The organism is Pyxidicoccus caerfyrddinensis, assembly GCF_010894405.1.
Classification (GTDB): domain Bacteria; phylum Myxococcota; class Myxococcia; order Myxococcales; family Myxococcaceae; genus Myxococcus; species Myxococcus caerfyrddinensis.
The window spans coordinates 641155-665933 of the sequence record NZ_JAAIYA010000002.1 but is presented as its reverse complement, the minus strand read 5'-3'; the positions used below and the strand labels follow the sequence as shown (position 1 = coordinate 665933).

Here is a 24779-nt window from a genome sequence, read left to right as displayed (position 1 = left end):
GCGTGCCGTTTCCACGCCGGGTTGTCCATCGTTCCACCGTCGCCTGGACGCCCTCCATCCATTCATCTTCCAGGCCCGCACGTCCCAAGACGCGCGCGTCCTGGCGCCCTGTGCTACTCACCGCCGCGTGAATTCCTCGCTCTCCTTCGTCCTGCCCTACTCACCTCGCAACGCCGACACCGCCGCACGCTTCGCGCGGGAGCTGTCACGCAATGCCGAGGTGGTGCTGGCGGGCGAGGGCCCCGTGGAGGTGGACGCCCACCCGCGCCTGCATGTGCTCGCCGTGCAGGGAGGCAAGGGAGCGGCCATCCGCGCCGCGCTGGCCCACGTGACGGGCGCGGTGACGGTGCTGCAGGACCCGGACACCGCCTGGTCTCCGGACGTGTACGACACGCTGGTGGGCCCCATCCGCGCGGACACCGCGGACGCCGTGTTCGGCCGCCGCACCTTCCCGAGCCTGGGCCAGGGCCTCGCGCCCGCGCAGCTCGCGGACCGGGCCCTGGGGCACGTCACCCGCTTCGTCACCGACGTGGCGCTGGCGGACCCGCTCACCGGCCTGCGTGCCTTCCGCACCGAGGCGCTGCGCTCCGTCACCCTCACCAGCGACGACGACGCGGTGGACGCGGAGTTGGTGGTGAAGCTGGCCGCGCAGCTCTTCCGCCTCACCGAGGTGGACCTGCCGCCCACGCCGGTGGTGCCGCGCCGCCCGCGCGCCACGCAACACCTGTCCCGGCTGCGCACGCTCTTGCGCTACGCCACCGTGCGCGACGACGCGGACAACCAGCACGAGGGCTACACCACGCTGGAGCGCATGGACGGCGCCACCCACTACAACCAGTGGCTGGCCCGCCGCTTCCGCGAGCACCTGGGCCGCCGCGTGCTGGAGATTGGCTCGGGCATCGGCACGATTACGCGCGAGCTGGAGTCGGGCCTGGAGCTGCTCATCGCGCTGGAGGTGGACCGCTTCTACGTGGACCGCCTGAAGAACCTCTTCCGCGGCAAGCCCCACGTGCGGCCCTACCTGTCCGATGTGGCGCTGGCGGACTGGGAGTCCCTCAAGGACGAGCACCTGGACACCATCGTCCTCTCCAACGTGCTGGAGCACATCCCCGACGACGCCTCGGCGGTGCGGCGCTTCCGGCAGATTCTGTCCCCCGGCGGCCGGGTGGTCATCCTCGTCCCCGCGCTGCCGCAGTTGTTCGGCGCCATCGACGAGGCGGTGGGCCACCACCGCCGCTACACGCCCGCCACGCTGCGCGCGGTGCTGGAGGAGAACGGCTTCGCGGTGGAGAAGCTGGAGTGGATGAATCTGGTCGGCATGCCCGGCTGGTTCGTCAACAGCCGCCTGTTGCGCCGCCGCTCGGTGCCCAAGCTCCAGCTCAAGCTGTACGACACGCTGGCGCCCCTCTTCGCCCAGGCGGAGTCCCGCGTGAAGCTGCCGGTGGGCATGAGCCTCTTCGCCGTGGCCCGCGTCACCGGGAGCGATGCGTGAGGGAGTCGCGTCCATGAGCGCCGCGTCCCAGTCCACGTCCCCCGGGGAGCCCTCGTCCACGGAGACCTCATCCGCCCCCGTCGAGCGCCCCGTGTCCCCGGCGGCGGGCGCACCACGTGCCGTCTGGGTCGCCCTGGTGGCTCTGTACGTGCTGCTGTTCCCCTACCACCCGGGCCTGCGCTCGCCGAACGAGCTGTGCCGGCTGTGGCAGACGCGCGCGCTGGTGGAGTACGGCACGCTCGACATCAACGGCGCGCTGCGCGACTACGGCTACGTGGGTGACTTGTCCGTGAAGGACGGGAAGTACTACCCCAGCAAGGCGCCGCTGCTGTCGTTCGCCGCCGTGCCGCTGTACGCCACCCTGCGCGCCGTGGGCGGAGGCCACCGCCACGCCGTGCCGGAGGTGCCGCTCGTCTTCTTCTCGCGCCTGTGGCTCACCGTGCTGCCCACGCTGGGCATGCTGTGGCTGGTGCGGCGCTACCTGCGCGCGCACCTGGAGGCGCCCGTGGCGGACGCCCTCACGGTGACGTACGGGCTGGGCTCGCTGGCCTTCAGCTACTCGCTGCTCTTCATGAGCCACCAGACGACGGCGGTGCTCCTCTTCGCCGGCTTCTACGCGCTGTGGCGCTGCGCGCGCGGAGACTGGCGCGAGCGCGGCTACCTGGTGGCGGGCGCCTGCGCCGGGGCCACCGTGGCCGCCGAGTACACCGGCGCGCTCGGCGTGCTGGGCCTCGTCCTGTACGCGGCGCTCACCGTCCTCTTCCAGCCGGCCCCCCTGCGCGAGCGCCTCGTGCGCCTGGGCCGTGCCGCGGGGCTCGCCACGCTGGGCGCGCTGCCCTTCGTGGTGGCGCTGGCGCTCTACCACCAGGCCGCCTTCGGCCACCCGCTGACGACGGGCTACAAGTACCTCAACGACGCGGCCTACCAGCCGTGGCACCTGGGCGGCTTCCTCGGCATCCGCACGCCAGACCCGCGCGCCTTCGCCCTGTCCTTCTTCTCACCGCTGCGCGGCCTGTTCACCCTGTCCCCCTTCCTCCTGCTGGCGCTGCCCGGGCTCGCGCGGATGCAGCGGCGCCCCCCGGCCGCACCCGAGCAGCGCGCGGTGGCGTGGATGGGCGTGGCGCTGCTGGTGGGCTACACGTACTTCACCTCGTCCTTCTCGTATGACTCATGGGGTTGGACGACGGGGCCGCGCCACCTCACCGGCCTGGTCCCCTTCCTCCTGCTGCCCGCCGGCCTCTGGCTGGAGCGGCTGCGCTCCTCCGGACGGACGTGGGTGCTCGGCGCCGCCGCCATGCTGTGCGCGGCGTCCATCCTCACCACCGGAGCGGCCACCTTCGTCAACTACATCCCCGACGACGTCTCCAACGCCGTGGGTGGGCTGGCGCTGCCGCTCATGGACGCGGGCTACTTCCCCGCGGGGGTGCTGTCCTTCCTCGGGCTGCCCCAGCCCGCCGCGGGCCTGGTGCTGCTCGCCGCGCTGCTGGCCGTGGCCGTGTGGGTGTACCGCGAGGTGGCGCGGGGCCCCTCGCGGCGGTGGCCCCTCCCGGCGGCCCTCGGCGCGGGCCTCGCCACGCTGGCGCTCGTGGCCACCCTCCACGCCCTCACCACCGAGCACGACGACGCGGACCGCAACGCCGTGCGCTTCCTCCAGTCCGTGTGGCTCTCCCCGCCCGGGCGCCACGTCCCCTTCTGGCCCCGCCCCGGCGCCTGAAGGGCACCGGGATTCCGCCTCTTGCAGAGATTCCGGTATCTCACACTTCAAGAGAAACTCAGTTGCAAGGGTCGCACTCCGTCCATCCTGCCTCGCAACTTTTGCGGACCATGCAAAAGGTTGTCAGTCCAACACGTGTCACCTTCCACCCAGGGTGCGTGCCAAAGGGCTGAAAAAATTGGAGTCCGCGCGCCTTCTCGGTGGGCCCGGGGATTGCTGAGCGTGTGACACCGCTCTTCCCCGTTGCCTGTCCGGCAAGGAGCCTCAGGTGAACCGTCTCCCGTCCCCTTCGTGTGTGCCCACGCGCCAGCGCTCCCGGCGTGGCTTCACGCTGCTGCTGGCCATGGGGCTCATCGCCATGACCACCGTCGCGGTGCTGGTGGCGCTGCGTGCGGTGACCACGGAGAGCAACCTGCAGGCCCACGAGCGCCGCGCCCGCGAGGCCTTCTTCGCCGCCGAGGCGGGCATGGCCGAGGCCCGGGTCATCGTCCAAGCCATCGTGGGAGACAACCAGCAGTACAATGGGGTCTTCACGGAGCTGGGCAACCAGTTCAACGGCACGGGCCTCGCCGGGTACGTCACGGAAGATGGCCTGCCTTCGCGGCCGGCCACGCCGTGGTTCCAGGTCATCCCCTGGACCGACTACAAGATGACCCGGGGCACCGTGGGCGCCGGAATCGACCCGGGCGTCTCCGGCGCGAACCAGGAGCTCATCGGTCCGGACGGCGTGGCCATCGCCGACTACCCGGCCCCCAACAACGTCCGCTACCGCGTCTTCATCGTGGATGACGCGGACGGAGACGTCAGCCGCACGGCCGACACCAACAACCAGGTCTGGATTGTGTCCGTCGGTGAGGTGAGCTCGAGCGGTGGCCAGCCCTACCGCACCATCGTCCGCTCGCTCGTCACCAACGAGAACGGCGTCGGTGGTGGCGGCGGGTACGGCACCAAGCTCGGCGGCGGCAGCAACGGGTCCACCTACGCGGGCACCATGCCCACCTGGACCCCCTGAACTGAACTCTCTTCATCTCCTTGCCCCGAAAGGGGAGACACCATGCGCTTGAAGCGAATCATGATGGTCGCGGTGGCCCTGGCTTCGGCCGGCGGCGTAATCGCCCAGGCACAGACCGATGGAGGGACGCCTCCCGCCACGGCCGACGGAGGCAGCCTCCAGAGCCTCTGCATCGACACCACGGGTGAGGACAAGCAGCCCAACTTCAGCGCGGATGCCGGCATCCCCGCCGCCATCATCGTCACGACGGACAACCCGCCCAAGCTGCGGTTGAACACCAACCTCAACCGGTTGGACCCCGAGCGCATCATCCTGCCGTTCGACCAGAACCTGGACGCCCTCATCGTGGACGACCGGGCCGGCAACGGCGCGTCCCACACGTTGGGCTGGTTCTATTACGACGAGCTCATCGACGCCGGGTACATCGACCTCCGCGACGCGGGTGACCCGAACGACGACATCCTCAAGGACACGAACAACAACCGCGTCCCCGACTTCCACGAGGACCTGTACAACGTCTCCGCGGGCGCCGGCGCGCGCCCGTACGTCGGCGTGGGGCCGCGCTGCCCCAGCCGCACGTTCACCCACAACCTGTGGGACGGCGGCGGTACCGTCACCTTGAGGGACCCGGACCTGCTCACCGGCCCCTGCAGCGGCAACGGCACCACCAGCTACGTCGCCAACTACGGCCCCAAGCGCTGGAGCACCGGTCCCACGTATCCGGCCCAGCCTACCGGCAAGGGTGGCGTGGTGGGCCAGCGCGTCCGCGACTTCGTCGGCGACCTGCTCGACGGCAACGATGACCTGAAGTCGAGCGCCATCCCCACGACCGTCGACTCGTACTTCAGCGACCAGGGCCTGTTCCCCCACGTTCCCAACCTGCTGGAGCCCAAGCACGAGCTGAACGCCAACCGCGGCATCGGTCACTTCGTCTTCATGTCCACGGACGACGACGACAACTACTGCCGCGAGTCCAACACCTCCGAGTGCCTCTCGCCGCGCATGGCCTGGAAGCGGCTGGATGACGGTGGCACGGCCTTCGTGGGCCCCATCTGGGACACCTCCGGCAACGCCGACGGCATCCCCGACTACAAGGCGAGCGCCATCGACCCGTCCGGCCAGGTCATCGGTGACGAGGACGTGACGGCGGGCGTCACCAAGTCGGATGACCAGCGCGTGCAGCTCGGCAAGATTCAGGGCAACCGCGAAATCGTCTTCTTCCTCAACACCTACGTGGAGCAGATCTACGGCGGCACCGACTCGTGCCTCATCACGCGGCCCACCGCCGTCGGCGACACGCGCCTGCTCCAGTGCGACCTGTGGCTGCACGGCGACATCAACACCTTCTTCTCCAAGACGCTGCTCAACATGGACCTCCACCAGAGCACCACCTCGGCGGTGGTCACGAAGACGCTGCGCTCGCCGGGCTGGCTGGGGCCCCTGGGCTACGGCCGGCTCCAGACCGACCCGGCCTACGGCGGCATCACGTTCCCCGTGGGACAGACCCAGACCGTGAACTCGTACAACCGCCGCGCGGCGCACACGCTGGTGGGAGCGCCCACCAACAACCCGCTGGTGTGGCTGCTCGGCTGGGAGGACCAGGTCGGCGGCGGTGACCGCACGTACGCTGACATCGTCGCCCTCATCAACAAGCAGAACAACGGCTCGTTCCGCTCGGACGTCGTCTCCGACATCCCCATCAACGTGGCCGACGACTTCACCATCACCGAGATTGCGTTCGACGTGGTGGACCAGCCCTACTTCGTGCCGGACGGCGGCAGCATCGCCACCAACTGCTCGAAGTCGGTGCCCCTGTCGGACGGCGGCACCGGCACGCTCAGGCCGGAGATCCGCTACGAGGTGGCACTGGACTGCCAGGTTCACGGCGCCGACGGCGGGCTCGTGCCCAACCCGGAGCCGAACTGGCTGGAGGTCAACCTGAACGGCAATGACGGCGGCATCCGCGACTCGGGGACGGTGGTGACGGACCTGATGGAGCGCGGCCGCGTGGGAACGCAGCTGTGCTGGCGCGCCATCCTGGAGAGCCCGGGTGAGGCCTGCCAGCCCACCATCCACAACGTCAACGTGTCCTACAAGGCGCAGCGCAGCGGCCAGTACGGCCGGGCCTCCGTCATCCCCATGGCCAACGTCGTCGTCTACGGCGTGCGCGAGACGCCGGGCCGCACCTGGTTCGATGGCGGCGTGGATGAGGTGTCCACGCGTGTCTTCGACGGCTTCGCGGACACCGTGGACCGCGGCCACCTGCACCTCAAGAAGCTCTACAACCCGGACACCACCAACCTGCAGCCGTATGACCCCGCCGCCCCGGTGTGGGACTCCGGCGAGTGGCTGCGCAACCTGATGGACACCCTGGAGGGGCCGAGCACGGTGACGGACCCGGCCACCCGGCGCAAGCTGCTCACCCGGGACCCGAACGGGCAGACTCGCGAGGTGTCGAACTACCTCCTGTCCTCCGACAACAGCAGCCCCGCCTTCCCGAGCACGCTCTGCGGCTCCACGTACCGGAGCGGGACGACGTACCTGTACGACCTGGACCAGAACGGCACGTGCAACTCGGCCGACCGCGTCTTCCTGCGCGACTGGCTCTACGGCTGGGAGAACCGGAACGCGGCGAGCGTCAACGACCGGCTGCGCACCTGGCCCATGGGCGGCATCATGCTCTCCACGCCGGCCGTCATCGGCCCCGCGGGCGTCCCCGGCTGGGTGCTGCGGACTCAGAACCGGACCGAGCAGGACCAGTACCTCAACCGCTTCATGCGCCAGAACACCGTGGCCAACCGGCCCACGGTGACGTACGTGGGGACCACGCAGGGCTACCTGCACGCGGTGAAGACCGGCTCCTACAAGCCCGCGGACGACGCGTGCACCCCCCGCCCCGAAGGCCAGGGCTACTTCGCCCGCGCGGGTGCGTGCGGTACCACCCGCGACTACGGTGACGGGACGGAGCTGTTCGCGTACCTGCCCTACAAGCTGCTGCCCTACTACGTGGAGAACTACCGCCGCACCAGCGGCGTGCCCGGCAACCCCACCGCCGACGCACGGGCGAAGCTGCGCGCCAGCATGGATGCCACGCCCAACGTGGCGGACATCGACCTGGGCCAGGGCTCCGAATACAGCGCCACGACGGGCTACACGCCGACCAACGGCAACGCCTGGGTGATGAACTCCTCCGTGTGGAACCGCGGCGCGAAGACGGCGCTGGCCAGCGCCACCGGCCCCAACGAGAGCGTCTTCTTCGCCCTCGACGTCACCGACCCCAACGACAACAACTACCCACGGGCGCTGTGGGAGTTCGACATGAAGAACGACACCTTCAAGACCAACGGCGACCCCTGCGGCCCCACGGACATCGGCTGCGTGACGCTGCCGTCCGGCTTCGCGACCGCCGGCGCCACCGTGAAGCCGGACACCCAGGGTGCGCGGCACGCCCCGGCCATCACCCGCATGGACTTCGGTCCCGGCGGGAAGAAGTGGGTGTCCATCTTCGCCACGGACTACGTGCCGGCAGCCGGCACGGTGGGCACCGTCTACATCATGGACATGAAGACGGGCCTGCCGGCGCAGGTGCCGGGCTCCGGCGCGGAGGCGAAGATGGCGGGCGTGGTGACGCTGGGCAAGAACGTGGCGGCGGACCTCAACCAGGGCATCGGCGGCGAGCCGGTGGCGGTGGACATCAACCAGGACGGCATCGATGACGTCATCTACGTCCCGTCCACGTCCGGGAAGATCTACCGCATCAACCCCACGCTCACCGACACCGGCAACGTGAACAAGCTGGGCAAGGTGCTCTCCTCGTGCGTCGTCGCCGATGCCCAGACGGCGCCCGGCGTCCTCGCGAACTCCGTCGCCCACCAGCGCATCTTCTCCAGCATCTCCGCGCAGGTGGTGACGGGCTCGGGCGGCAACTCGGTGCGGCTGTACTTCGGCACCGGCAACAACCCGGACATCGCCAACGAGCCGGCCGACACGGCGTCGCCGCGCCCGCACTACTACGTGATGGCCTACGACGACCGCGACCCGACGCCCACCGCCCGCCCCGCGGGCGGCAACTGCCTCGCCACCCACGCCTGGAGCAAGGAGCTGGGTGACGGCCAGGTGGTGTGGGGCGGCGTGGCGGCGACCGACTCGGGCGTCTTCACCACCACGGCGGTGGGCAAGTCCGCCAACGTCTGCGGCCTGAGCAGCACCGAGAGCGGCAAGGCCTACGCCTTCACCACCGGGGGCCAGGCCTCCGCCGGCAACGGCACGGACCTGGGGGGCCACGGCACGCACGCGCCGGTGGTGCACGACCGCCACCTCGTCTTCCTCACGGCGGACGGCAGGGTGGTGTCGAAGGGCAGCGAGAACTACGGCAGCACGGGCAACGGCGGCGCCGGGCGCAAATCCAACATCCTCATCTGGGACGTGCGCTCCGGCACGCGCATCCAGGAGGCGGTGCCGTAATGCACGCTGCTCCCCGCTCCCGCCGGCACGCGCGCGGCATCACCCTGCTGGAGACCATCGCGACCGCCGCGGTGCTCATGGTGGGAATCCTCGGGGTCCTCACCGTGCTGGTGGCGACCTCCCGGCAGAACCGCCGGAACAACAACCAGACGCAGGCCACGCTCATCGCAGAGCAGGAGCTGGAGCGCATCGTCGCGCTGCGCTGCATGGGCAGCGACGCGGCGCCCTGCTCCAACATCCAGGCCCTGGATGACAGCGTGCGCCAGGTGTGGTGGTCCGCCAACAGCGAGATGGCCGAGGTGGCGCCCGCGGCCGGCTCGACGCCGCGGATGCAGTACACCGTCGCGGTGGACGTGGACCCGCCCGTCGAGGGCGGCGAGGAGGGCTCGCCGAGCCTCACCCGCCTGGTCGCCGGCCAGAGCCTGCCGACGGGCATGATTGTCAACGTGCGCGTCACGGTGAGCTGGAAGGAACCCTCGGTCCCGCGCCGCGCCGTGGCCCTGCAGACCCGGATGTCCCGATGACGAAGAAACGCCAGTCCGCCCCGCGCGGCTTCACCCTCATCGAAGTGCTCATCGCCGCGACCATCTCGCTGATAGTCCTCAGCATGGCCGTGGTGGTGGGCGTGCAGCTGCAGCGCCGTGGCTACATGGAAGAGCGCACGGTGGAGACGCAGAACGCGGCGCGGGCCGCGCGCGACCTGATTGCGTCCAGCGTCCAGCGCGCGGGCGCGGGCGCGGGCAGCCTGCCGCTGGCGGTGGGCACCAACGGGGCGGGCTCGACGGACCTGCGCTATGCCGTGTGGCCCGTCACCAACGCGCAGTTCACCGACGGAGGCTTCGCGCAGCCGACGGGCCAGTACGCGGGGCTCACCTCGGACGCGCTGGAGCTCTGGGAGACGGACCCCGGGGTGCTGATTCCCCTGAAGACGTGTGATGGCACCTCTTCGCCCTGGGTGGGAAACAAGCTGTGCACCTCGGTGGCGCCCCCCAACTCGATGCTGGGACGGGTGGCGGCGGTGGTGGCTCCGGAGCCGTCGTCGCGCACCGCGGTCTGCCTGGGCGTCATCGGCACGCTGGACCAGGCCGTCAATCCGCCCGGTGACCGCGACTACGGCCTCTTGTGGACGCCGGGCCTGCCGGGCAACGCCCTTCCCGGTGGCCACCCCTGCTCCAGCTATCCCGCGAGCACCAACGGCACCGTCTGGGGGGCCGCGGACATCTACCTCATGCCGCTGACGGCCCGCTCCTTCCGGGTGAATTGGACGGGCGGCCAGCCGGCGCTGGAGCTGGACCCGGACGGCTTCACCGGCAACCAGGGCTACGCCACCGTGTCGCGGGAAATCGAGCAGCTCAAGGTCCGCATGGGCGTGATGAACCCCGAGTCGACGGACGGGGGCGTGCTCTACTTCCCCGACCCCGCGGCCGCCCGCCCGGCGCTGGACCAGTGCACGCACGCGCTCTGCGCGCCCCTCGTCACCTGGGACGCCGGCGTCGCCCTGGCCGGCAACGACGGGCCGGGCAGCGCGCGCGACGAGCTGATGAAGCGCGTCCGGATGGTGGAGGTGGATATCACCGCGCGCTCCCAGCGCATGGACGTGGCCGGACAGACGTCGGCGGACGGCGGCGTGGATTCGGACGGCAACCTGATGGACGGCTACAAGCGGCGGCACACCGTCATCCGCCTGGCGCCGCGCAACTTCGGCTACTCGGGGTTCTGAGATGCGAACGCGTCGGATTCAGTCGGGCATGACGCTGCTGGAAATCATGGTGGTGGTGGCCATCATCAGCATCTTCGCCACCATGGCCGTGGCGGGCATGCAGGGGATGATGGACCGGCAGCGCGTCAGCAGCGCGCAGCGGGAACTGCTCCTGGTGGCGCAGGAGGCACGCCAGAAGGCGCGCTCCACGCTCCAGCCGGTGCGGCTGTCCGTGACCACCACCCTCGAGACGGGCGGGAGCGTGACGCGCCTGCGCTGGGAGGCGCTGGCCTGCTCGAACGCGTGGGGCGAGCAGTGTCCCATGGCGGCCTGCGAGAGCAACGCCTGCGGCGCGAGCGGGTGCACCTGCACGGAGACGGGGACACCCGTGGTCGTCCCCCGGGGCCTGGACGTCACCCCCCTGGACGGCCTGTGCTGGCTGGGCACCCAGGAGCCCGGCGGCACCACGCCGCCCGCCGTCGTCCGCACGGGCGGGCGGGCCTGCCTGACCACCAGCCCCCGTCCCACCGAGGGACAGCTCGTGCTGAAGCGCAACCGGGGCTCCATCCAGTCTCCCCAGTGGCACAAGGACACGGTGATGGTGGTCGACGGGCTCACGGGCGCCGTCCGCTCGGTGGACTGCGGCAAGACGCCCACGGCGCCCGGCTGCACCTGAGCGCCCGGGCTTGCCTCGCGAGCCCGGACCGCCTTGACTCCCCAGCCCCGCCGTTCCCTTCGAGGAGACAGCAACGATGATGAAGCGGTTCGCCCTGGTGATGGCCCTCAGCCTGGCCACGAGTGCCCACGCGGAGGAAGTCGCCGACGTGTGGAAGGCGAAGTGCAAGTCCTGCCATGGCGAGGACGGCAAGGCGAAGACGAAGATGGGCCAGAAGGAGTCCATCGACGACTTCTCCTCGCCTGCCTGGCAGAAGGCCGAGTCGGACGCCGAAATCCGCCAGGTCATCGCCGAGGGCTCGTCCCGGAACGCCAAGATGAAGGCCTTCAAGGACAAGCTCACCCCCGAGCAGATTGACGCCCTGGTGGGATACATCCGCACAATGAAGGCGAAGTAGCTGGCTTGAATTTCCCCGTGAGGCCGCGCGTCATGGGAGGTGAGAATTGGAGCCGCCCATGAAGAACCTCACCGTTGCCCTCGTGTTCTGCGCATCCATGGCCAGCCTCTTCACCTCGCTGCGCGCGGACGCGCTGTCCTCCGTGCGCATCGAGCAGGGGCTGTCCCGGCCCGAGCCGCTGTCCGTGCTGCACAAGGGCGACGGCAAGGGCGGGGGCAAGGGCGGCGGGGATGACGACAAGAAGGGCGGCAAGGACGACGACGAGGAGGACGAGGAGGAGTACCGCGCCCGCTACTCCGGCCTGTCCCAGCGCGCCGCCCTGGAGATGGTGGACCCGGGCGGACTGGAAGACGTGCTCCGCGTCCGCGCGGGCCTGAAGTTCGGCTCCCGCTAGCGCGGGCCTGGAGGCCGGGCGACGCGGGGCAGCGTCACCGAGAAGCAGGTGCCGGCGTCCGACGACGACGCCACGTCCACCCAGCCTCCGTGGGCGGTGACGATTTGAGACACGATGTAGAGCCCCAGGCCCAGCCCGTGGTGCTGGGGCTTGGGCTGGCCCGGCTCGGGCGCCGCGCGGTGGAAGGGCGCGAAGAGGCGCGGGCGCAGTGAGTCCGGAATCGGCGGCCCCCCGTTGTGCACCTCCAGCCGCTGGAAGTGCGCGTCCGCGGCGGCCAGCCGCACCCGCACCTGCGTCCCCTCCGGGCTGTGCTGGAGCGCGTTGCCGACGAGGTTGGACAGCACCTGCCCCAGCCGCTCCTCGTCCCAGATGCCCTGCGAGTCGCCCTGCACCTCCAGGCAGACGCCGCGCTGCGGGTGGGCGGGCTCCAGCTCGGAGATGATGCGGCGGCACACCTCTTCCAGGGACACCTCGCGCGGGCGCAGCGGAATGCCGCCGGCCATGCGCGCGCGGGTGAAGTCCAAGAGCTGTTTCACCAGCCGGGCCATGCGCCCGGCGCTCCCGTCGATGCGCTCCACCACGCGGCGCACGTCCGGCGTCAGCGTGTCCCGCGCGAGCAGGGCCGCCGAGGACAGGCGCACCGCGGCCAGCGGGTTGCCCAAATCGTGCCCCAGCACGCCGATGAAGCGCTCCTGGAAGCGCGCCTCCTCCTGGCGCTCCTGCTCCACGCGGTGCCTGGCGGTGACGTCCCGGCTGATGCCGAAGAGGGCGTAGATGGTGCCGTCCCCGCGGCGCAGCACGCCCTTCGTCGTCTGCCAGATGCAGTCCGTGCCGGGGCCGCCCTCGGAGTCCTCGTAGGTGGCCGTCTGCCCGGACTCGGCCACCGCGCGGTCATGCGCCAGCGTGGCCACGGCGGCGTCCGGCCCCAGCAGCTCCGCGTCCGAGCGCCCGAGGATTTCATGCGGCTCGCGGTTGAAGGCGCTCGCGGTGGCGGGGTTGAGGAGCACGTAGCGCCCGTCCAGGTCCTTCACGTAGACGGCGTCGGTGGCGCTCTCGATGACGGCGTGCAGCAGGTCATGGTCTCTGCGCAGCGCCTCTTCCGCGGCCATGCGCTCGGTGAGGTCCTCCAGGAAGACGACGGTGCCGTCCTCCCAGGGGGACACGCGCGCCTGCAGCCACACGGTGCCCACGGGGGACTGGCGCGACAGCCGCGTCACCTCGGGCTCGCGGCGCACCGCCACGCGGACGCACACGGCGAACAGGCCGCACTCGCCCACCCACGGGGCCTCCTCCAGGAGGCGCTGGCGCACCAGCGGGCGCTCCTCGCGGCCCAGCCAGCGCTCCGCGTAGCCATTGGCGGAGACACACTCGAAGTCGAGGATGCCCCCCACCGCGGAGCGGACGCTGCGCAGCACGACGACGGCCTCGGACGGAGATATCTCCGCCACGCCTACCGGGCGCTTGTTGCTGCCACGAACGGATTGCATGGATGGAACGGCACCCCCCAGTGATGCCCGTTGGAGGGAAAGCCTAGCCCCTCCCGAGGGCGGGCGGCCAACCGGCCCCCGGGGTGGCTGAAGCGTGCCGGACCGAACCTGGCGGGCGGTGTACCCCCCGCGGATACGACAGGCGCCGCGCTCTGTCGTTGCTTTGGTTCAGGCTGGCCCCTAATTACCCCGGGGCCCTCTGGGGTCCACTCATGGACACTCCTCCCTTCTCTCAGATGCTCAATGCCGAGGCGGCGCGTGTGCCTCCGGTGGCAGGCGACCCGCTCGCCCAACTCCTGGATGCACTCCAACCCGGCCGCCGCGTGCGGACGCAGGGGCTGAAGGGCGCCGCGCGCGGCCACGTGCTCGCCCGCCTTCACCAGGCGACGAAGGCGCCGCTCGTCTGCCTGGCTGTAGACGAGGAGGCGGCCGATGCCCTGGCCGCCGACCTGGCCTTCTTCCTGGGCGGCAATGGCAGCCTGCTGGAGCCGCGCGTGCTGCGGCTGCCCGCGGACGAGCTGCTGCCTTTCGATGAATTGTCCCCCGACACGCGCACCGTCACCGAGCGGCTGGGCGCGCTGTTCCACCTGGGCCAGGGCACGCGCTTCCCCGCGCTGGTGCTGTCGGTGCGCGCGCTGTCGCGCCGCGTGCTGCCGCTGGAGGTGATGACGTCGCTGTCGGAGCGCGTGGTGGTGGGGCAGGACTTCGACCGCGACTCGCTGGCGCTGAAGCTGGCGCGCATGGGCTACCAGAACAGCCCGCTGGTGGAGGACGTGGGGACGTTCTCCGTGCGCGGCGGCCTGCTGGACGTCTTCAGCCCGCTCTACGACAAGCCGGTGCGCCTGGAGTTCTTCGGGGACACGATTGAGTCCATCCGCGCCTTCGACCCGCAGTCGCAGCGCACGGTGGACTCGCTGAAGGAAGTGTCGCTGGTGCCGGCGCGTGAGGTCATCCTCACGGACGAGACGCGCCCGCGCGCCGAGGCCGCCGCCCGCGCGGTGGCGGACCGCATCAACCTTCCCACCATCCAGTTGCGAGAGCGGCTGGAGGCGCTGCGCGAGGGGCTGCCCGGCTTCGGCCTGGAGGGGCTGTTGCCCGGCCTCTTCGAGGGCGGCCTGTCCACGGTGTTCGACTTCCTGCGCACGTGGAGCAAGGAGTCCCCCGTCTTCTACGTGGACGACCCGCTGGGCGTGGACCGCGCGGTGGACGAGCTGTGGTCGGAGCTGGAGCGCTCCTTCACGGCGGCGGAGGAGCGGCAGGACCTGGTGTGCCCGCCCGGCGAGCACTTCCTCACGCGCGACGCGGTGGCGGAGCGGCTGGGCGCCTTCCGTGTGGTGGAGGGCGGCGGCCTGTCGCTGGCGCAGACGGAGCGGCCTCCGGTCCTCTTCAACTTCGGAGGCACCCAGGATTTGCGCGAGGCGATTCTGGCGCACCACGGCGAGGAGGGCGCGCTCAGCCCGCTGGTGGAGCGGCTGCAGCGCTGGCGCGACATGGGCGTGGCGTGCGCGGTGGCGTGCGGCACGCTGAGCCAGGCAGACCGGCTCAAGCGGCTGTTGCTGGACCGCAACGTCATGGTGAAGCTGCACACGGAAGCCCTGGAGGACGCGTCGAAGCTGTACGAGCCGTCCATCTGGGTGCACCTCTTCACCGGCGAGGTGAGCCACGGCTTCGTGGACGGCGCGGGCGGGCTGGCCGTGCTGGCGGACGAGGAAATCTTCGGCGTCCGCGCGCGCAGGCGCCCCAAGCGCAGCAAGAAGCTGGACGCGTTCGCCTCCGGCTTCGGGGACCTGAAGGAAGGGGACCTCATCGTCCACACCGACTTCGGCATCGGCCGCTACGCGGGCCTGACGAAGATGGAGGTGAACGGCGTGCCCGGGGACTTCCTCGTCCTGGAGTACGCGGGGCGGGACAAGATCTACCTGCCGGTGGGCCGCATGCGGCTCATCCAGAAGTTCTCCGGCGGTGACCCGGACAAGGTGCAGCTGGACAAGCTGGGCACCACGAGCTGGGAGAAGACGAAGAAGCGCGTCAAGGAGCAGCTGCTCAAGATGGCGGCGGAGCTGCTGCAAATCGCAGCCGCGCGCAAGGCGCACCCGGGCCATGCCTTCAGCGCGCCGGACCGGTACTTCGCCCAGTTCGAGGCGGACTTCGAGTTCGAGGAGACGCCGGACCAGGCCAAGGCGATTGAGGACGTGCTGGCGGACATGCAGAAGCCGCAGCCCATGGACCGGCTCGTCTGCGGCGACGTGGGCTATGGCAAGACGGAGGTGGCCATGCGCGCCGCCTTCAAGGCGGCGCTGGACCGCAAGCAGGTGGCGGTGCTGGTACCCACCACGGTGCTCGCGCAGCAGCACTACCTGTCCTTCAAGAAGCGCTTCAAGGACTACCCCGTCACGGTGGAGGTCATCTCCGGCATGAAGAAGGCGCCGGAGGTGCGGGAAATCCTCAAGCGGGCCAAGGAGGGCAAGGTCGACATCCTCATCGGCACGCACAAGCTGCTGGGCGGCGACGTGGCCTTCAAGGAACTGGGCCTGATGATTGTCGACGAAGAGCAGCGCTTCGGCGTGAAGCAGAAGGAGTCGCTCAAGAAGTGGCGCTCCCAGATTGACGTGCTGACGCTGACGGCGACGCCCATCCCCCGCACGCTGCACATGAGCATGTCGGGCGTGCGCGACATGAGCATCATCGCCACCCCGCCGGAGGACCGCCGCGCCATCCGCACCTTCGTGATGAAGCATGACGACGCGGTCATCAAGGAGGCCATCGAGCGCGAGGTGGGCCGCGGCGGTCAGGTGTTCTTCGTCCACAACCGCGTGGAGTCGCTCCCGTCCATCGAGCAGCAGTTGAAGACGCTGGTGCCCCAGCTGAGCATCGGCGTGGCGCACGGGCAGATGGGCGAGGGCCAGCTCGAGCAGGTCATGCTGGCCTTCACCGAGCGCAAGCACCACGTGCTCCTGTGCACCTCCATCATCGAGAGCGGCATCGACATCTCGAGCGCCAACACGATGATTGTGAACCGCGCGGACCAGTTCGGCCTGGCGCAGCTCTACCAGCTCCGCGGGCGCGTGGGCCGCAGCAAGGAGCGCGCGTACGCGTACCTGCTGGTGCCGTCGCGGCGCGCGGTGACGAAGGACGCGCAGCGCCGCCTGGAAGTGCTCCAGAACTTCACCGAGCTGGGCGCGGGCTTCTCCATTGCCTCGCATGACTTGGAGATTCGCGGCGCGGGCAACCTGCTGGGCGACAAGCAGTCGGGCGCCATCGCCGAGATTGGCTTCGACATGTACGCGCAGCTGCTGGAGGAGGCGGTGGCGGAGATGCAGGGCCAGCCGCCGCGCGCCCAGGTGGAGCCGGACGTGACGCTGCCCATGCCGGCGCTCATCCCGGACGACTACGTGAGCGACGTGCACCAGCGGCTGCTCTTCTACAAGCGCTTCAGCCAGGCCAGCCACCCGGACGAGGTGACGGACCTGCGCGCCGAGCTGGTGGACCGCTACGGCGAGGCGCCGGACGAGGTGGACTCGCTGTCCGAGCTGACGCTGCTCAAAATCGACATGCGGGATTTGCGGCTGCGCGCGCTCGAGGTGGGCACCGGGCGGCTGGTGGTGACGCTGGGCGCGGACGCGCTGCTGGACGGCGCGAAGGTGGCCGGGCTGGTGCAGCGCTCGAAGGGCGTCTACCGGCTCACCCCGGACATGAAGCTCATCGTCCGCATGCCCCAGGGCGCCAGCGGACATGACCTCATCGCCGAGGCGAAGAAGGTCCTGCGTGACCTCGGCCACTGTGCCCTGCCACAGGCGTAGCGCGGCCTGATAGGGGCGCTTCGTCCGCGAAAACAATGCAACGGGTTGCACCGGGCGGCCCCAATCCCTCTCAGGCCGCCCGGAACCCGCGCCCGGCTCCGTGACACGGAGCCGGAGTCGGCCAGCAAACATATACATCAGACGTCAGACCATCCCCACAGAGTGCACGCGCAACCCTGACACGGAGCCGTGCATGTCATTCCGAGATTCCGCCGCACCGCTGCAAAACCCAGACACGCGGGAGGCACCCGAAGACGCGCGCGCCGTCCCCTCGCCCGGCACCGCCCGCGCGGACGCCGCCCTGCAGGTCCGCGTGGACGCCGCCACCTTCCAGCGGGGCACGCCCCTGCCCGCGCACCCCGACAACGGCGACGAGGCGCGCTACCCCAGCCGCTTCGCCAACAACTCCAAGGGGCTGCCGCACGACGCCGCCGGGGACGTCGACACGGCGGAGTACGACAAGCTGCTGGCCGCCGTCGCGAGCGGCAATCCCGCCGACTTCGAGGCCATCACCCTGGGCGGGACGCGCAAGCTCGTCGACCCGCAGTCGGGGTATGCCTATCAGCTCGAGGGCGCGGACCCGCAGTCGCTCGCCATCGCTCCCGCGCCGGCCTTCGCGAGCCTGGAGGTCTCCGGGGAGATGGATGAACTGTACTGGATGGCGCTGGCCCGCGACGTGGCCTTCCAGGACTACACCGCGGCCTCGCTGCCTCCGGTCATCACCGAGGCGCTCCAGCGCCTCAACCAGCTCGGCGTCTACCGGGGCGCTCGGGCCAGTGGCCAGGTGACGGCGGCCACGCTCTTCCGGGACACCCTGCCCGGCAGCACGGTGGGCCCCTTCATCTCACAGTTCCTGCTCCTGGACGTCCCCTACGGCGCGCAGACCGTCTCCCAGCGCATCCGCACGCGGGTGGCCGGGGATGACCGCGTCTCCACCTTCGCCGAGTGGCTGCGCATCCAGAACGGCCAGCTCCCGTCGCAGCCGGAGACGAACGACTCGACGCCCCGGTACATCCGCAACGGGCGCGACCTCGCCGAGTTCGTCCACCACGACTTCCCGCTGCAGTCGAGCCTCAACGCCGCGCTCCTCATCGCCTCGCAGAACGACAATGACACGGACGGCAAGTCCTCACCGCCGGTCCACGACGAGAACAATCCCTACCGCCAGTATCTGAAGCAGGACGCCTTCGCGACCTTCGGCAACGCCGACGGGCAGGACCTCATCGGCCGCATCATGAAGCTGGCCCTGCAGGGCATCTGGTTCCAGAAGTGGTCGGTGCACCGGCGTCAGCGCCCGGAGGAGTTCGGCGGCCGCGTCCACAACACGAAGGCCGGGACGCGCGCCTACCCCGTCAACGCGGAGCTGCTCGGCTCGCCCGTGCTCCAGAAGATGTTCGACCGCAACCAGGCGCTCAACGGCGGCACGGGAGGCACGTACCTGCTGGCGCAGGCCTTCCCCGAGGGCTCACCCGTCCATCCCGCGTACGGCTCCGGCCACTCCACCTACATGGGCGCGGGCGTGACGATGCTCAAGGCATTCTTCAAGACCGACCTGCCGGTGAAGAACCCGGTGGTGCCGAGCGCGGACGGGCTGTCGCTCGTGCCCTACTCCGGGGCGGCGCTGACGATTGAGAACGAGCTGGACAAGCTGGCCATGAACGTCGGCGTCGGGCGGCTGTTCGGCGGCGTCCACTGGCGCAGCGACCACGAACACGCGGTGCGACTGGGCGAGCTCATCTCGCTGCGCGTGCTCCAGGACCTGGCGCGCACGTACAACGAGGACTTCGCCGGCTTCCAGGTGCGGACCTTCGGCGGCAACGTCCTCACGATTGGCGCCACCACGCCCGAGCTGCCCAACCACGTCAGCTCCGTCACCGGCTTCTGCATCGTGGACGCCAACGGCCAGCCGGTGCCCGGCTACGAGGAGCTGAAGAACGGCATGGTGCTCCGGCTGGGCGAGCTGCCCGCGGGCTGGAAGCTCCGGGTAAACACCTTCCCGGCCACCGTGGGCAGCGTGAGGACCGTCATCGACGGCGGCACGTGGCACGACAACAGCGCGCCCTACACGGTGGACCCGGCCGCCCTGACGCCCGGCTCGCACACGCTGATGGCCACGCCCTACAGCGGCAGCGACGGAAGCGGCCTGGGCGGCGTCCCCCTCTTCCTCCGCATCCAGGTGGACGGCCACTGGGCGAGGACGGGCTCGCTGAAGGAGGGCCGCATGAACCACTGCGCCGTCCTGCTGGGCAGTGGGAAGGTGTTGATGGGCCCCACCTGGGGTGCCTCCAAGACGGAGCTGTACGACCCGACCACGGGGCAGTGGAGCTACACCACCGGCGCCGCGAAGCATTACCGCACCTGGTACACGGCGACGCGGCTGATGAACGGCAAGGTGCTGGTCGCGGGAGGCGCGGTGGGGACGGTCAAGCCCGTCGAGACGGAGCTGTATGACCCGGCCACCGGCACGTGGACCGTGAACGGCTCACTGGACGAAGGCCGCCATGGCCATACGGCGACGCTCCTGCAGGATGGGCGGGTGCTCCTGGTCGGCGGCTATGGCACCAACGGGTATGGCAAGGTGGAGGTGTACGACCCGGCCACCAACGCGTGGTCCATCCTGGCGGGTCGCCAGCCGCAGGCGGACCACACGGCGACGCTGCTGAAGAACGGCAAGGTGCTGTTGGTGGGCGGCAACACGAATACCGCGTTGGCCTTCCTCTTCGACCCCACGACGAACACCCTGAGCTCGATTACCCCTCCGGGGGAGCCGCTCATGCTCCATACGGCGACGCGCCTCGACGACCTGGAGGGACGGGTGTTGGTGGGCGGAGGCTCGGGACACTCCTGGCTCTACTCGCCCGACAGCGGGAGCTGGACCTTCGTCGCGGGTCAGTGGACGACCAACGGCTACCACACGGCGACACTCCTGCTCGACGGCCGGGTGTTGCTCACGGGAGGGGAGGGGCCGAACGGGCTGCTCCGCGACGCCGAGCTGTTCGACCCGGTCACCAACACCTGGACGACGACGTCACCGATGTTCGAGACCCGCAGGGGACACACGGCGACGCTGCTTGCCGACGGCCGGGTGCTGGTCGCCGGGAGCAACGGCTACGGCTCCCCCGACGGGACCTGCGAGCTCTACACGCCCACGCCCTGAGCCACGGGGCGTAGCGCGGCCGTGAAACGCGCAGAGGCCCGGGACCTCATGGCCCCGGGCCTCTGTCATCTCGAATGCGCGTTCAACTCAGGGCGTGCCGCCCTCGTTGCCGCCGCGCTTGAAGAGCTTGCCCAGGGCGGCGACGAGCACCGCGATGCCGGCGAAGATGGCCTTCTTCCCGGCCAGGAGCACGGCAATCAGCCCCTTGAAGAGGCCCGCCTTGGCGGCGACCTTTCCGGCCACGAGGCCCGCGATGCCGTAGGTGGCGACGCGGCCGGTGGACGGGTTGAAGTCCGCGTAGCGGTGGCCGGGCTGGAAGTCGGTGAAGGCCAGCACCTGCTTCATGTCCTTCTCCACCTGGGGCAGCGCGCTCATGCCGGAGACGGCGTTGAGCACCAGCACGCCCTCCTTGCCCAGCAGGCGAATCTTGTAGTTGAGCGTGTGCTCCGGCGACTCGCCGAAGGCCAGCTCCTGCGCCCAATAGAGCTTGCGCGAGGCCTGGTCATAGTGGGGCGTGGCGGCCCAGCCCACGAGATGCACGGCGGGGTAGCCGGCCTTGGTGCGCTCGGCATTCTCCTCCTCGGTGCCCTCCTTCATGTCCTTCAGCAGGTCCGCGTAGTCGATGTCCGCCGCGTCCTCGTCCTCGACGTGGCCGTCATCGCTGTACTCGATGACCACGCCCCAGCCGTCGTCCGCGTCCACGGGCACGCCCGCGGGCACCAGCATGCCCAGCGTCTTCGTGCCCGGAGGGTTGCCCCACACCTCCACGAGCACCTTCTGCGCGTCCTCGGGCGAGAGGTACTCGAAGTTCTCCGGGACGTTCATCTTCGCCAGCCCGTCACCCAGCAGCACCTCGCCCTTGCGGGGGTGGAGCTCGGGCAGGGGCGGCGCCGCGTCCTCCGCGGCTTCCTGCTCGGCGGCCGGGGCCGCCTCGGGCGCGGGCGCCTGGGCCCACGTGGTCACCGCCACCAACGACATCACCACGGACATCCACCAACGACGCTGCATGTGACTCCCCCTCAGGAGCGTTGAAACCGGACCGCCCGAGGGGACGTGGGAGCACCTCGCGCCTGACGGCGGCGTGCCTCAATCCCTCTCCTGGGCCGGATTCGGCGGACCGTAGTGGGGGCCGTCCGCGTGCGTCAAATCGCACGGGACGTGTGAGGTCGACTCACGCCGCCCGGGTGTCCGCCGCCTCCAGCGGACGCACCAGGAACTCGCGGGCCGCGTCGAGCGCGCGGCTGTCCGTGAGCACCTGCCCCGGCGCGGAGCCATGACCGATGAGCGCGCCGCGCCAGCGCAGGCCCAGGTAGTCCGCGGACAGGCGCAGGCTCTGGATGGGCGGCTGCGCGACGGCGTCATCCTCCTCGGAGGAGTGCGCGGTGACGAAGGACAGCACCCTGCCGCGCATCCGCTCGCGGAAGCGCAGCTCCGGCACGCGCAGCCACCAGGACCAGTGCTCCAGGTAGTGCTGCGCCGTGGAGGACAGGTTGTACCAGTACACCGGCGACACGATGACCAGCTCGTCCGCCGCCAGCGTGCGCTCCGCCAGCGCGAGCAGCTCCGGCCCCGGCTTCGGATAGCCGCCCGGTGCGTGGCGCAAATCCCTGAAGGGCTGGCGCAGGTGCTCCTCCAGCCGCAGCCAGTCCACCACCGTGCCGGGCGGAAGCGACAGCGCGGCCTGGCGCGCGAGCTGCTCGGCGTTGCCGCCCTCGCGGGAGCTGGAGAGAAGGAAGAGGACGTTGCGAGAGGTCGTGCTCATGGCGGGCCCGAAGCGAAGGTGGCCGCTCTCTTAACAGGGCCCACTCCCGGGCGCAGACACCCGTTGACACGGACGAGCCCTCCATCGTTTACCCGGGCCATGACCCTGAATACACGACAGACCAGAACACCCAGAAGACTTGGAGTCCTTGGCACCCTCGCCGTCACCCTCGCCTGTCTGGTGGGGTCCGCATCTCCCGCGCACGCGCAGGCGTGGACGCTGAGCACCGCGCAGCGGCAGGCGTTCCTCCAGTACTACGCGCCCATCGTCTTCAAGCGCGCCAACGGCAACGACAGCCGGCATGGCTACGACTGGATTACGAACTTCGACTTCGACCAGGACGGGGACTTCTCCAACAACAAGCTGCACTGGAAGAGCATCAACCAGTACGTGGATGCCTCGCGCACCGGGCCGAGCACGTATGACCGTTGGCGCATCCGCCCCACGCTCTACACGTCGCTCATCGAGTTCATGGACGGCGGAGCGAAGAACCTCGTCCTCACGTTCCACATCTACCATGCGCTCGACAAGAACGCGGCCGGCGACTGGCAGCTCCACGACTGGGAGCGCGTGGAGATACTGGTGAAGAACGTGGTCGGCGCGCCGGGCAGCGGCGAGTCCGTCGCGTACGCCGTGGTGACGCAGCACAAGCGCAACGTCATCCGCGCGCAGGGCAGCGCGGAGCTCAACTTCATGCATGCGTCCACGGGCAAGCACCTGCTCATCTGGCAGGCCGAGTGGTCCGACAAGCTGCTGGCCCCGCATGGGCAGGAGCTGCGCTTCGTCGGCGACACGTATGCGTGGATTGCCACGCAGATGGCCTCGTCCACCGCGAAGGCGGAGGTCGACGTGAACAACGACGACGGCCGGAAGAAGGTCCACTACGCCTTCGTGCCGCAGGGCTCGCCCGCGGCGGTCTCCGCCTTCGGCGCGCGCGGCATCACCTACGCGACGGCGGACTCGCTCGCGAGCCGCTCCGACAACGGCAGCTCGGTGACGTGGCCCAACGTGAAGCGCATCACCTACGAGCTGCAGGACCTCGCGGACATCCTCCCCACGCATTGGCAGTACGGCGGCTACGCGACGCACTGGCTGAACACCGACCCGGTGGTGGATGTCTGGATGGAGAGCCCCATCTCCAACGAGTCCGGCGTGTCGGAAGTCAGCAGCGGGATGAATCGCTTCTTCGCGAAGACGCGCGACATCGAGAACGAGGATGACCGCGAGGGCTACCCCGCCAAGAGCTGGTTCTTCGGCACCTACGAGCTGAACGCCAATGCGTCGGACACGGGCGGCGGCGGCTCGGGTGCCTTCAAGGACAACTCGTATGCCAGCACGGCGGTGGACTCGCGCGGCCAGACGCGCGCGAGCGCCAGCGGCTACCCCACGTCACCCAACTCCTTCTGGTGGCAGCACGACTACTTCGTCCACGCCGGCACCGTCGACTCGACGGACGGCGTGGAGGCCGGCTTCTGGCTGCCGGGGCCATGGTACCTGCCGGCGTACGGCGGCTTCGACGGTCGCTGGGTGCAGCTCTTCGACGACCGTCCCGGCCAGGAGCCCTGAGCACGCGGGCTCAGCGCCCGCCGCAGAAGTGCGCCACGGCGCGTGACAGCGCGGCCTCGCAGCGCACCAGGTCTTCCATGGGGACGTACTCCCCCGTCTGGTGCGCCACGCGGATGTCGCCGGGGCCGAACACCACGGCCTCGGCGCCCAGCTCCGTCATCTGCGGGGCCTCCGTGCCGAAGGACACCGTGGTGGGCGCGTTGCCGCTGGCCTCGGCCAGGAAGCGCACCACCTCCGCGTCCGCCCGCGTATTCACGCCCCGGTCCGTGCGCACCACGCGGATGTGGGCCTCGAAGGCGGGCTCGTCCCGAACCAATTCCTGGCGGATGGACTCCAGCATTTGCGGCACCCGGTCCGTCGACTGGCCGGGGATGGGGCGCCACTCGACGATGAAGCGGCACGCGCCGGGGATGATGTTCTTCGCCTTGCCGCCCTGGATGACGCCGACATTCACCGTGGTGAAGGGGGGCTGGAAGCCCTCGTCGCGGTCGTCGCGCAGCACCGTGGTGGCCAGGTGCTCCAGCCGCTGGAGGAAGCGCCCGGCGCGGAAGATGGCCGACGCGCCCGACTCCGGGTACGCGCTGTGGCCCTCCTTGCCCAGCACCTCCACCTCCGCCAGGCAGTAGCCCTTGTTGGCGCGCACCGGGGTGAGCCGCGTGGGCTCGCCGACAATCGCGTGGCGCGCGCGGCCCAGTCCGGCCTCCACCAGCTTCTTCGCACCGACGAGGCCCACCTCCTCGTCAGCGGTGAGCACCACCATCAGCGGGGCCCGCACGCGCTCGGCCTCGAGGGCCGCGTGCAGCGCGCAGGCGATGAAGCCCTTGGTGTCACATGCGCCGCGCGCGTAGAGCTTGCCCTCCTTCTCCGTCAGCCGCAGCGCGTCCGTCCACGCCGGGTCGAACGGAACGCAGTCGGTGTGCCCCACCAGCGCCAGCTCGGCGCGGCCGGAGCCAGAGCCGCCCTTCACCGCGACGAGGTTCACCTTCTCCACGCCCGCGTCGTCGGTGTAGCGCTGGCGCTCGGCGGTGAAGCCCGCGGCCTCCAGCTTCGCCTGCGCGTAGTCCACCAGCGGGGCGTTGGGGCGGGCGGACGTGGTGTCCATGGCCACCAGCTCCGTCAGGGTGGCTCGCAGCGCGGGCAGCGTGTCGCTCATGGGGAC

The 24779-nt window shown here is 70.2% G+C and carries 16 protein-coding genes; 12 read left to right on the top strand and 4 right to left on the bottom strand.

Annotated features, from left to right (window positions below; all coding sequences use genetic code 11):
* Positions 1-127 precede the first annotated feature (127 nt).
* The 9 genes from G4D86_RS06190 to G4D86_RS06150 all read left to right on the top strand — a co-directional run bounded on the left by G4D86_RS06190 (position 128) and on the right by G4D86_RS06150 (position 11848).
* The gene (locus tag G4D86_RS06190; protein WP_163990443.1) at positions 128-1492 is read left to right on the top strand and encodes a bifunctional glycosyltransferase/class I SAM-dependent methyltransferase; all 1365 of its coding nucleotides are present in this window, start codon (positions 128-130) and stop codon (positions 1490-1492) included.
* Between the two features lie 13 nt (positions 1493-1505).
* Positions 1506-3206, top strand: coding sequence for a hypothetical protein (locus G4D86_RS06185; protein WP_163990441.1), 1701 nt, complete (start codon positions 1506-1508; stop codon positions 3204-3206).
* Between the two features lie 268 nt (positions 3207-3474).
* Positions 3475-4218 (top strand): hypothetical protein, encoded by a 744-nt coding sequence (locus G4D86_RS06180; protein WP_240360071.1) that lies wholly within the window; start codon positions 3475-3477, stop codon positions 4216-4218.
* Between the two features lie 42 nt (positions 4219-4260).
* Positions 4261-8682, top strand: a complete 4422-nt coding sequence (locus G4D86_RS06175) for a pilus assembly protein (RefSeq protein WP_163990439.1) — start codon at positions 4261-4263, stop codon at positions 8680-8682.
* Complete coding sequence (locus G4D86_RS06170; protein WP_163990437.1) at positions 8682-9206, top strand: type IV pilus modification PilV family protein; 525 nt, start codon at positions 8682-8684, stop codon at positions 9204-9206. The genes G4D86_RS06175 and G4D86_RS06170 overlap by 1 nt, the downstream gene beginning before the upstream one ends.
* Positions 9203-10402 carry a PilW family protein gene (locus G4D86_RS06165; protein WP_163990435.1) on the top strand — a complete coding sequence of 400 codons (1200 nt, stop codon included), beginning with the start codon at positions 9203-9205 and terminating at the stop codon, positions 10400-10402. The genes G4D86_RS06170 and G4D86_RS06165 overlap by 4 nt, the downstream gene beginning before the upstream one ends.
* Position 10403: 1 nt before the next feature.
* A complete protein-coding gene (locus tag G4D86_RS06160; protein WP_163990433.1) occupies positions 10404-11057 on the top strand; it encodes a pilus assembly FimT family protein in 654 nt (217 codons plus the stop codon).
* Between the two features lie 76 nt (positions 11058-11133).
* The gene (locus G4D86_RS06155; RefSeq protein WP_163990430.1) at positions 11134-11454 is read left to right on the top strand and encodes a c-type cytochrome; all 321 of its coding nucleotides are present in this window, start codon (positions 11134-11136) and stop codon (positions 11452-11454) included.
* A gap of 58 nt (positions 11455-11512) precedes the next feature.
* Positions 11513-11848, top strand: a complete 336-nt coding sequence (locus G4D86_RS06150; RefSeq protein ID WP_163990428.1) for a hypothetical protein — start codon at positions 11513-11515, stop codon at positions 11846-11848.
* Here G4D86_RS06150 and G4D86_RS06145 read toward each other — a convergent pair.
* Positions 11845-13335 (bottom strand): PAS domain-containing sensor histidine kinase, encoded by a 1491-nt coding sequence (locus G4D86_RS06145; RefSeq protein ID WP_163990425.1) that lies wholly within the window; start codon positions 13333-13335, stop codon positions 11845-11847. The genes G4D86_RS06150 and G4D86_RS06145 overlap by 4 nt on opposite strands.
* A gap of 212 nt (positions 13336-13547) precedes the next feature.
* Here G4D86_RS06145 and mfd point away from each other — a divergent pair, with 212 nt between their 5' ends.
* Both mfd and G4D86_RS06135 read left to right on the top strand, forming a co-directional pair.
* Entirely contained in the window at positions 13548-17135 is a 3588-nt protein-coding gene (gene mfd, locus G4D86_RS06140; RefSeq protein WP_205519474.1) for a transcription-repair coupling factor, read from the top strand.
* 193 nt (positions 17136-17328) lie between these two features.
* Positions 17329-20292, top strand: a complete 2964-nt coding sequence (locus G4D86_RS06135; protein ID WP_163990423.1) for a tRNA wybutosine-synthesizing protein 4 beta-propeller domain-containing protein — start codon at positions 17329-17331, stop codon at positions 20290-20292.
* Between the two features lie 87 nt (positions 20293-20379).
* Here the strand turns inward: G4D86_RS06135 and G4D86_RS06130 are convergent, their stop codons facing one another.
* On the bottom strand, positions 20380-21300 hold the full coding sequence (locus tag G4D86_RS06130) for a DUF2167 domain-containing protein (protein WP_163990420.1): 921 nt from the start codon (positions 21298-21300) through the stop codon (positions 20380-20382).
* Between the two features lie 163 nt (positions 21301-21463).
* Positions 21464-22054 (bottom strand): flavodoxin family protein, encoded by a 591-nt coding sequence (locus G4D86_RS06125; protein WP_163990418.1) that lies wholly within the window; start codon positions 22052-22054, stop codon positions 21464-21466.
* 180 nt (positions 22055-22234) lie between these two features.
* Here G4D86_RS06125 and G4D86_RS06120 point away from each other — a divergent pair, with 180 nt between their 5' ends.
* Positions 22235-23620, top strand: a complete 1386-nt coding sequence (locus G4D86_RS06120) for a hypothetical protein (protein ID WP_240360070.1) — start codon at positions 22235-22237, stop codon at positions 23618-23620.
* 10 nt (positions 23621-23630) lie between these two features.
* Here G4D86_RS06120 and argE read toward each other — a convergent pair whose 3' ends face one another.
* The gene (gene argE / locus G4D86_RS06115) at positions 23631-24773 is read right to left on the bottom strand and encodes an acetylornithine deacetylase (protein WP_163990414.1); all 1143 of its coding nucleotides are present in this window, start codon (positions 24771-24773) and stop codon (positions 23631-23633) included.
* Between the last annotated feature and the right edge of the window lie 6 nt (positions 24774-24779).

Bases quoted from the DNA above. Each gene is read 5' to 3' on its own strand.
- G4D86_RS06170 (WP_163990437.1), top strand. From the start codon at position 8,682: ATGCACGCTGCTCCCCGCTCCCGCCGGCACGCGCGCGGCATCACCCTG.
- G4D86_RS06145 (WP_163990425.1), bottom strand. From the start codon at position 13,335: ATGCAATCCGTTCGTGGCAGCAACAAGCGCCCGGTAGGCGTGGCGGAG.
- G4D86_RS06185 (WP_163990441.1), top strand. From the start codon at position 1,506: ATGAGCGCCGCGTCCCAGTCCACGTCCCCCGGGGAGCCCTCGTCCACG.
- G4D86_RS06160 (WP_163990433.1), top strand. From the start codon at position 10,404: ATGCGAACGCGTCGGATTCAGTCGGGCATGACGCTGCTGGAAATCATG.
- G4D86_RS06130 (WP_163990420.1), bottom strand. From the start codon at position 21,300: ATGCAGCGTCGTTGGTGGATGTCCGTGGTGATGTCGTTGGTGGCGGTG.
- argE (WP_163990414.1), bottom strand. From the start codon at position 24,773: ATGAGCGACACGCTGCCCGCGCTGCGAGCCACCCTGACGGAGCTGGTG.
- G4D86_RS06155 (WP_163990430.1), top strand. From the start codon at position 11,134: ATGATGAAGCGGTTCGCCCTGGTGATGGCCCTCAGCCTGGCCACGAGT.
- G4D86_RS06175 (WP_163990439.1), top strand. From the start codon at position 4,261: ATGCGCTTGAAGCGAATCATGATGGTCGCGGTGGCCCTGGCTTCGGCC.
- G4D86_RS06125 (WP_163990418.1), bottom strand. From the start codon at position 22,054: ATGAGCACGACCTCTCGCAACGTCCTCTTCCTTCTCTCCAGCTCCCGC.
- G4D86_RS06135 (WP_163990423.1), top strand. From the start codon at position 17,329: ATGTCATTCCGAGATTCCGCCGCACCGCTGCAAAACCCAGACACGCGG.
- G4D86_RS06150 (WP_163990428.1), top strand. From the start codon at position 11,513: ATGAAGAACCTCACCGTTGCCCTCGTGTTCTGCGCATCCATGGCCAGC.
- mfd (WP_205519474.1), top strand. From the start codon at position 13,548: ATGGACACTCCTCCCTTCTCTCAGATGCTCAATGCCGAGGCGGCGCGT.
- G4D86_RS06165 (WP_163990435.1), top strand. From the start codon at position 9,203: ATGACGAAGAAACGCCAGTCCGCCCCGCGCGGCTTCACCCTCATCGAA.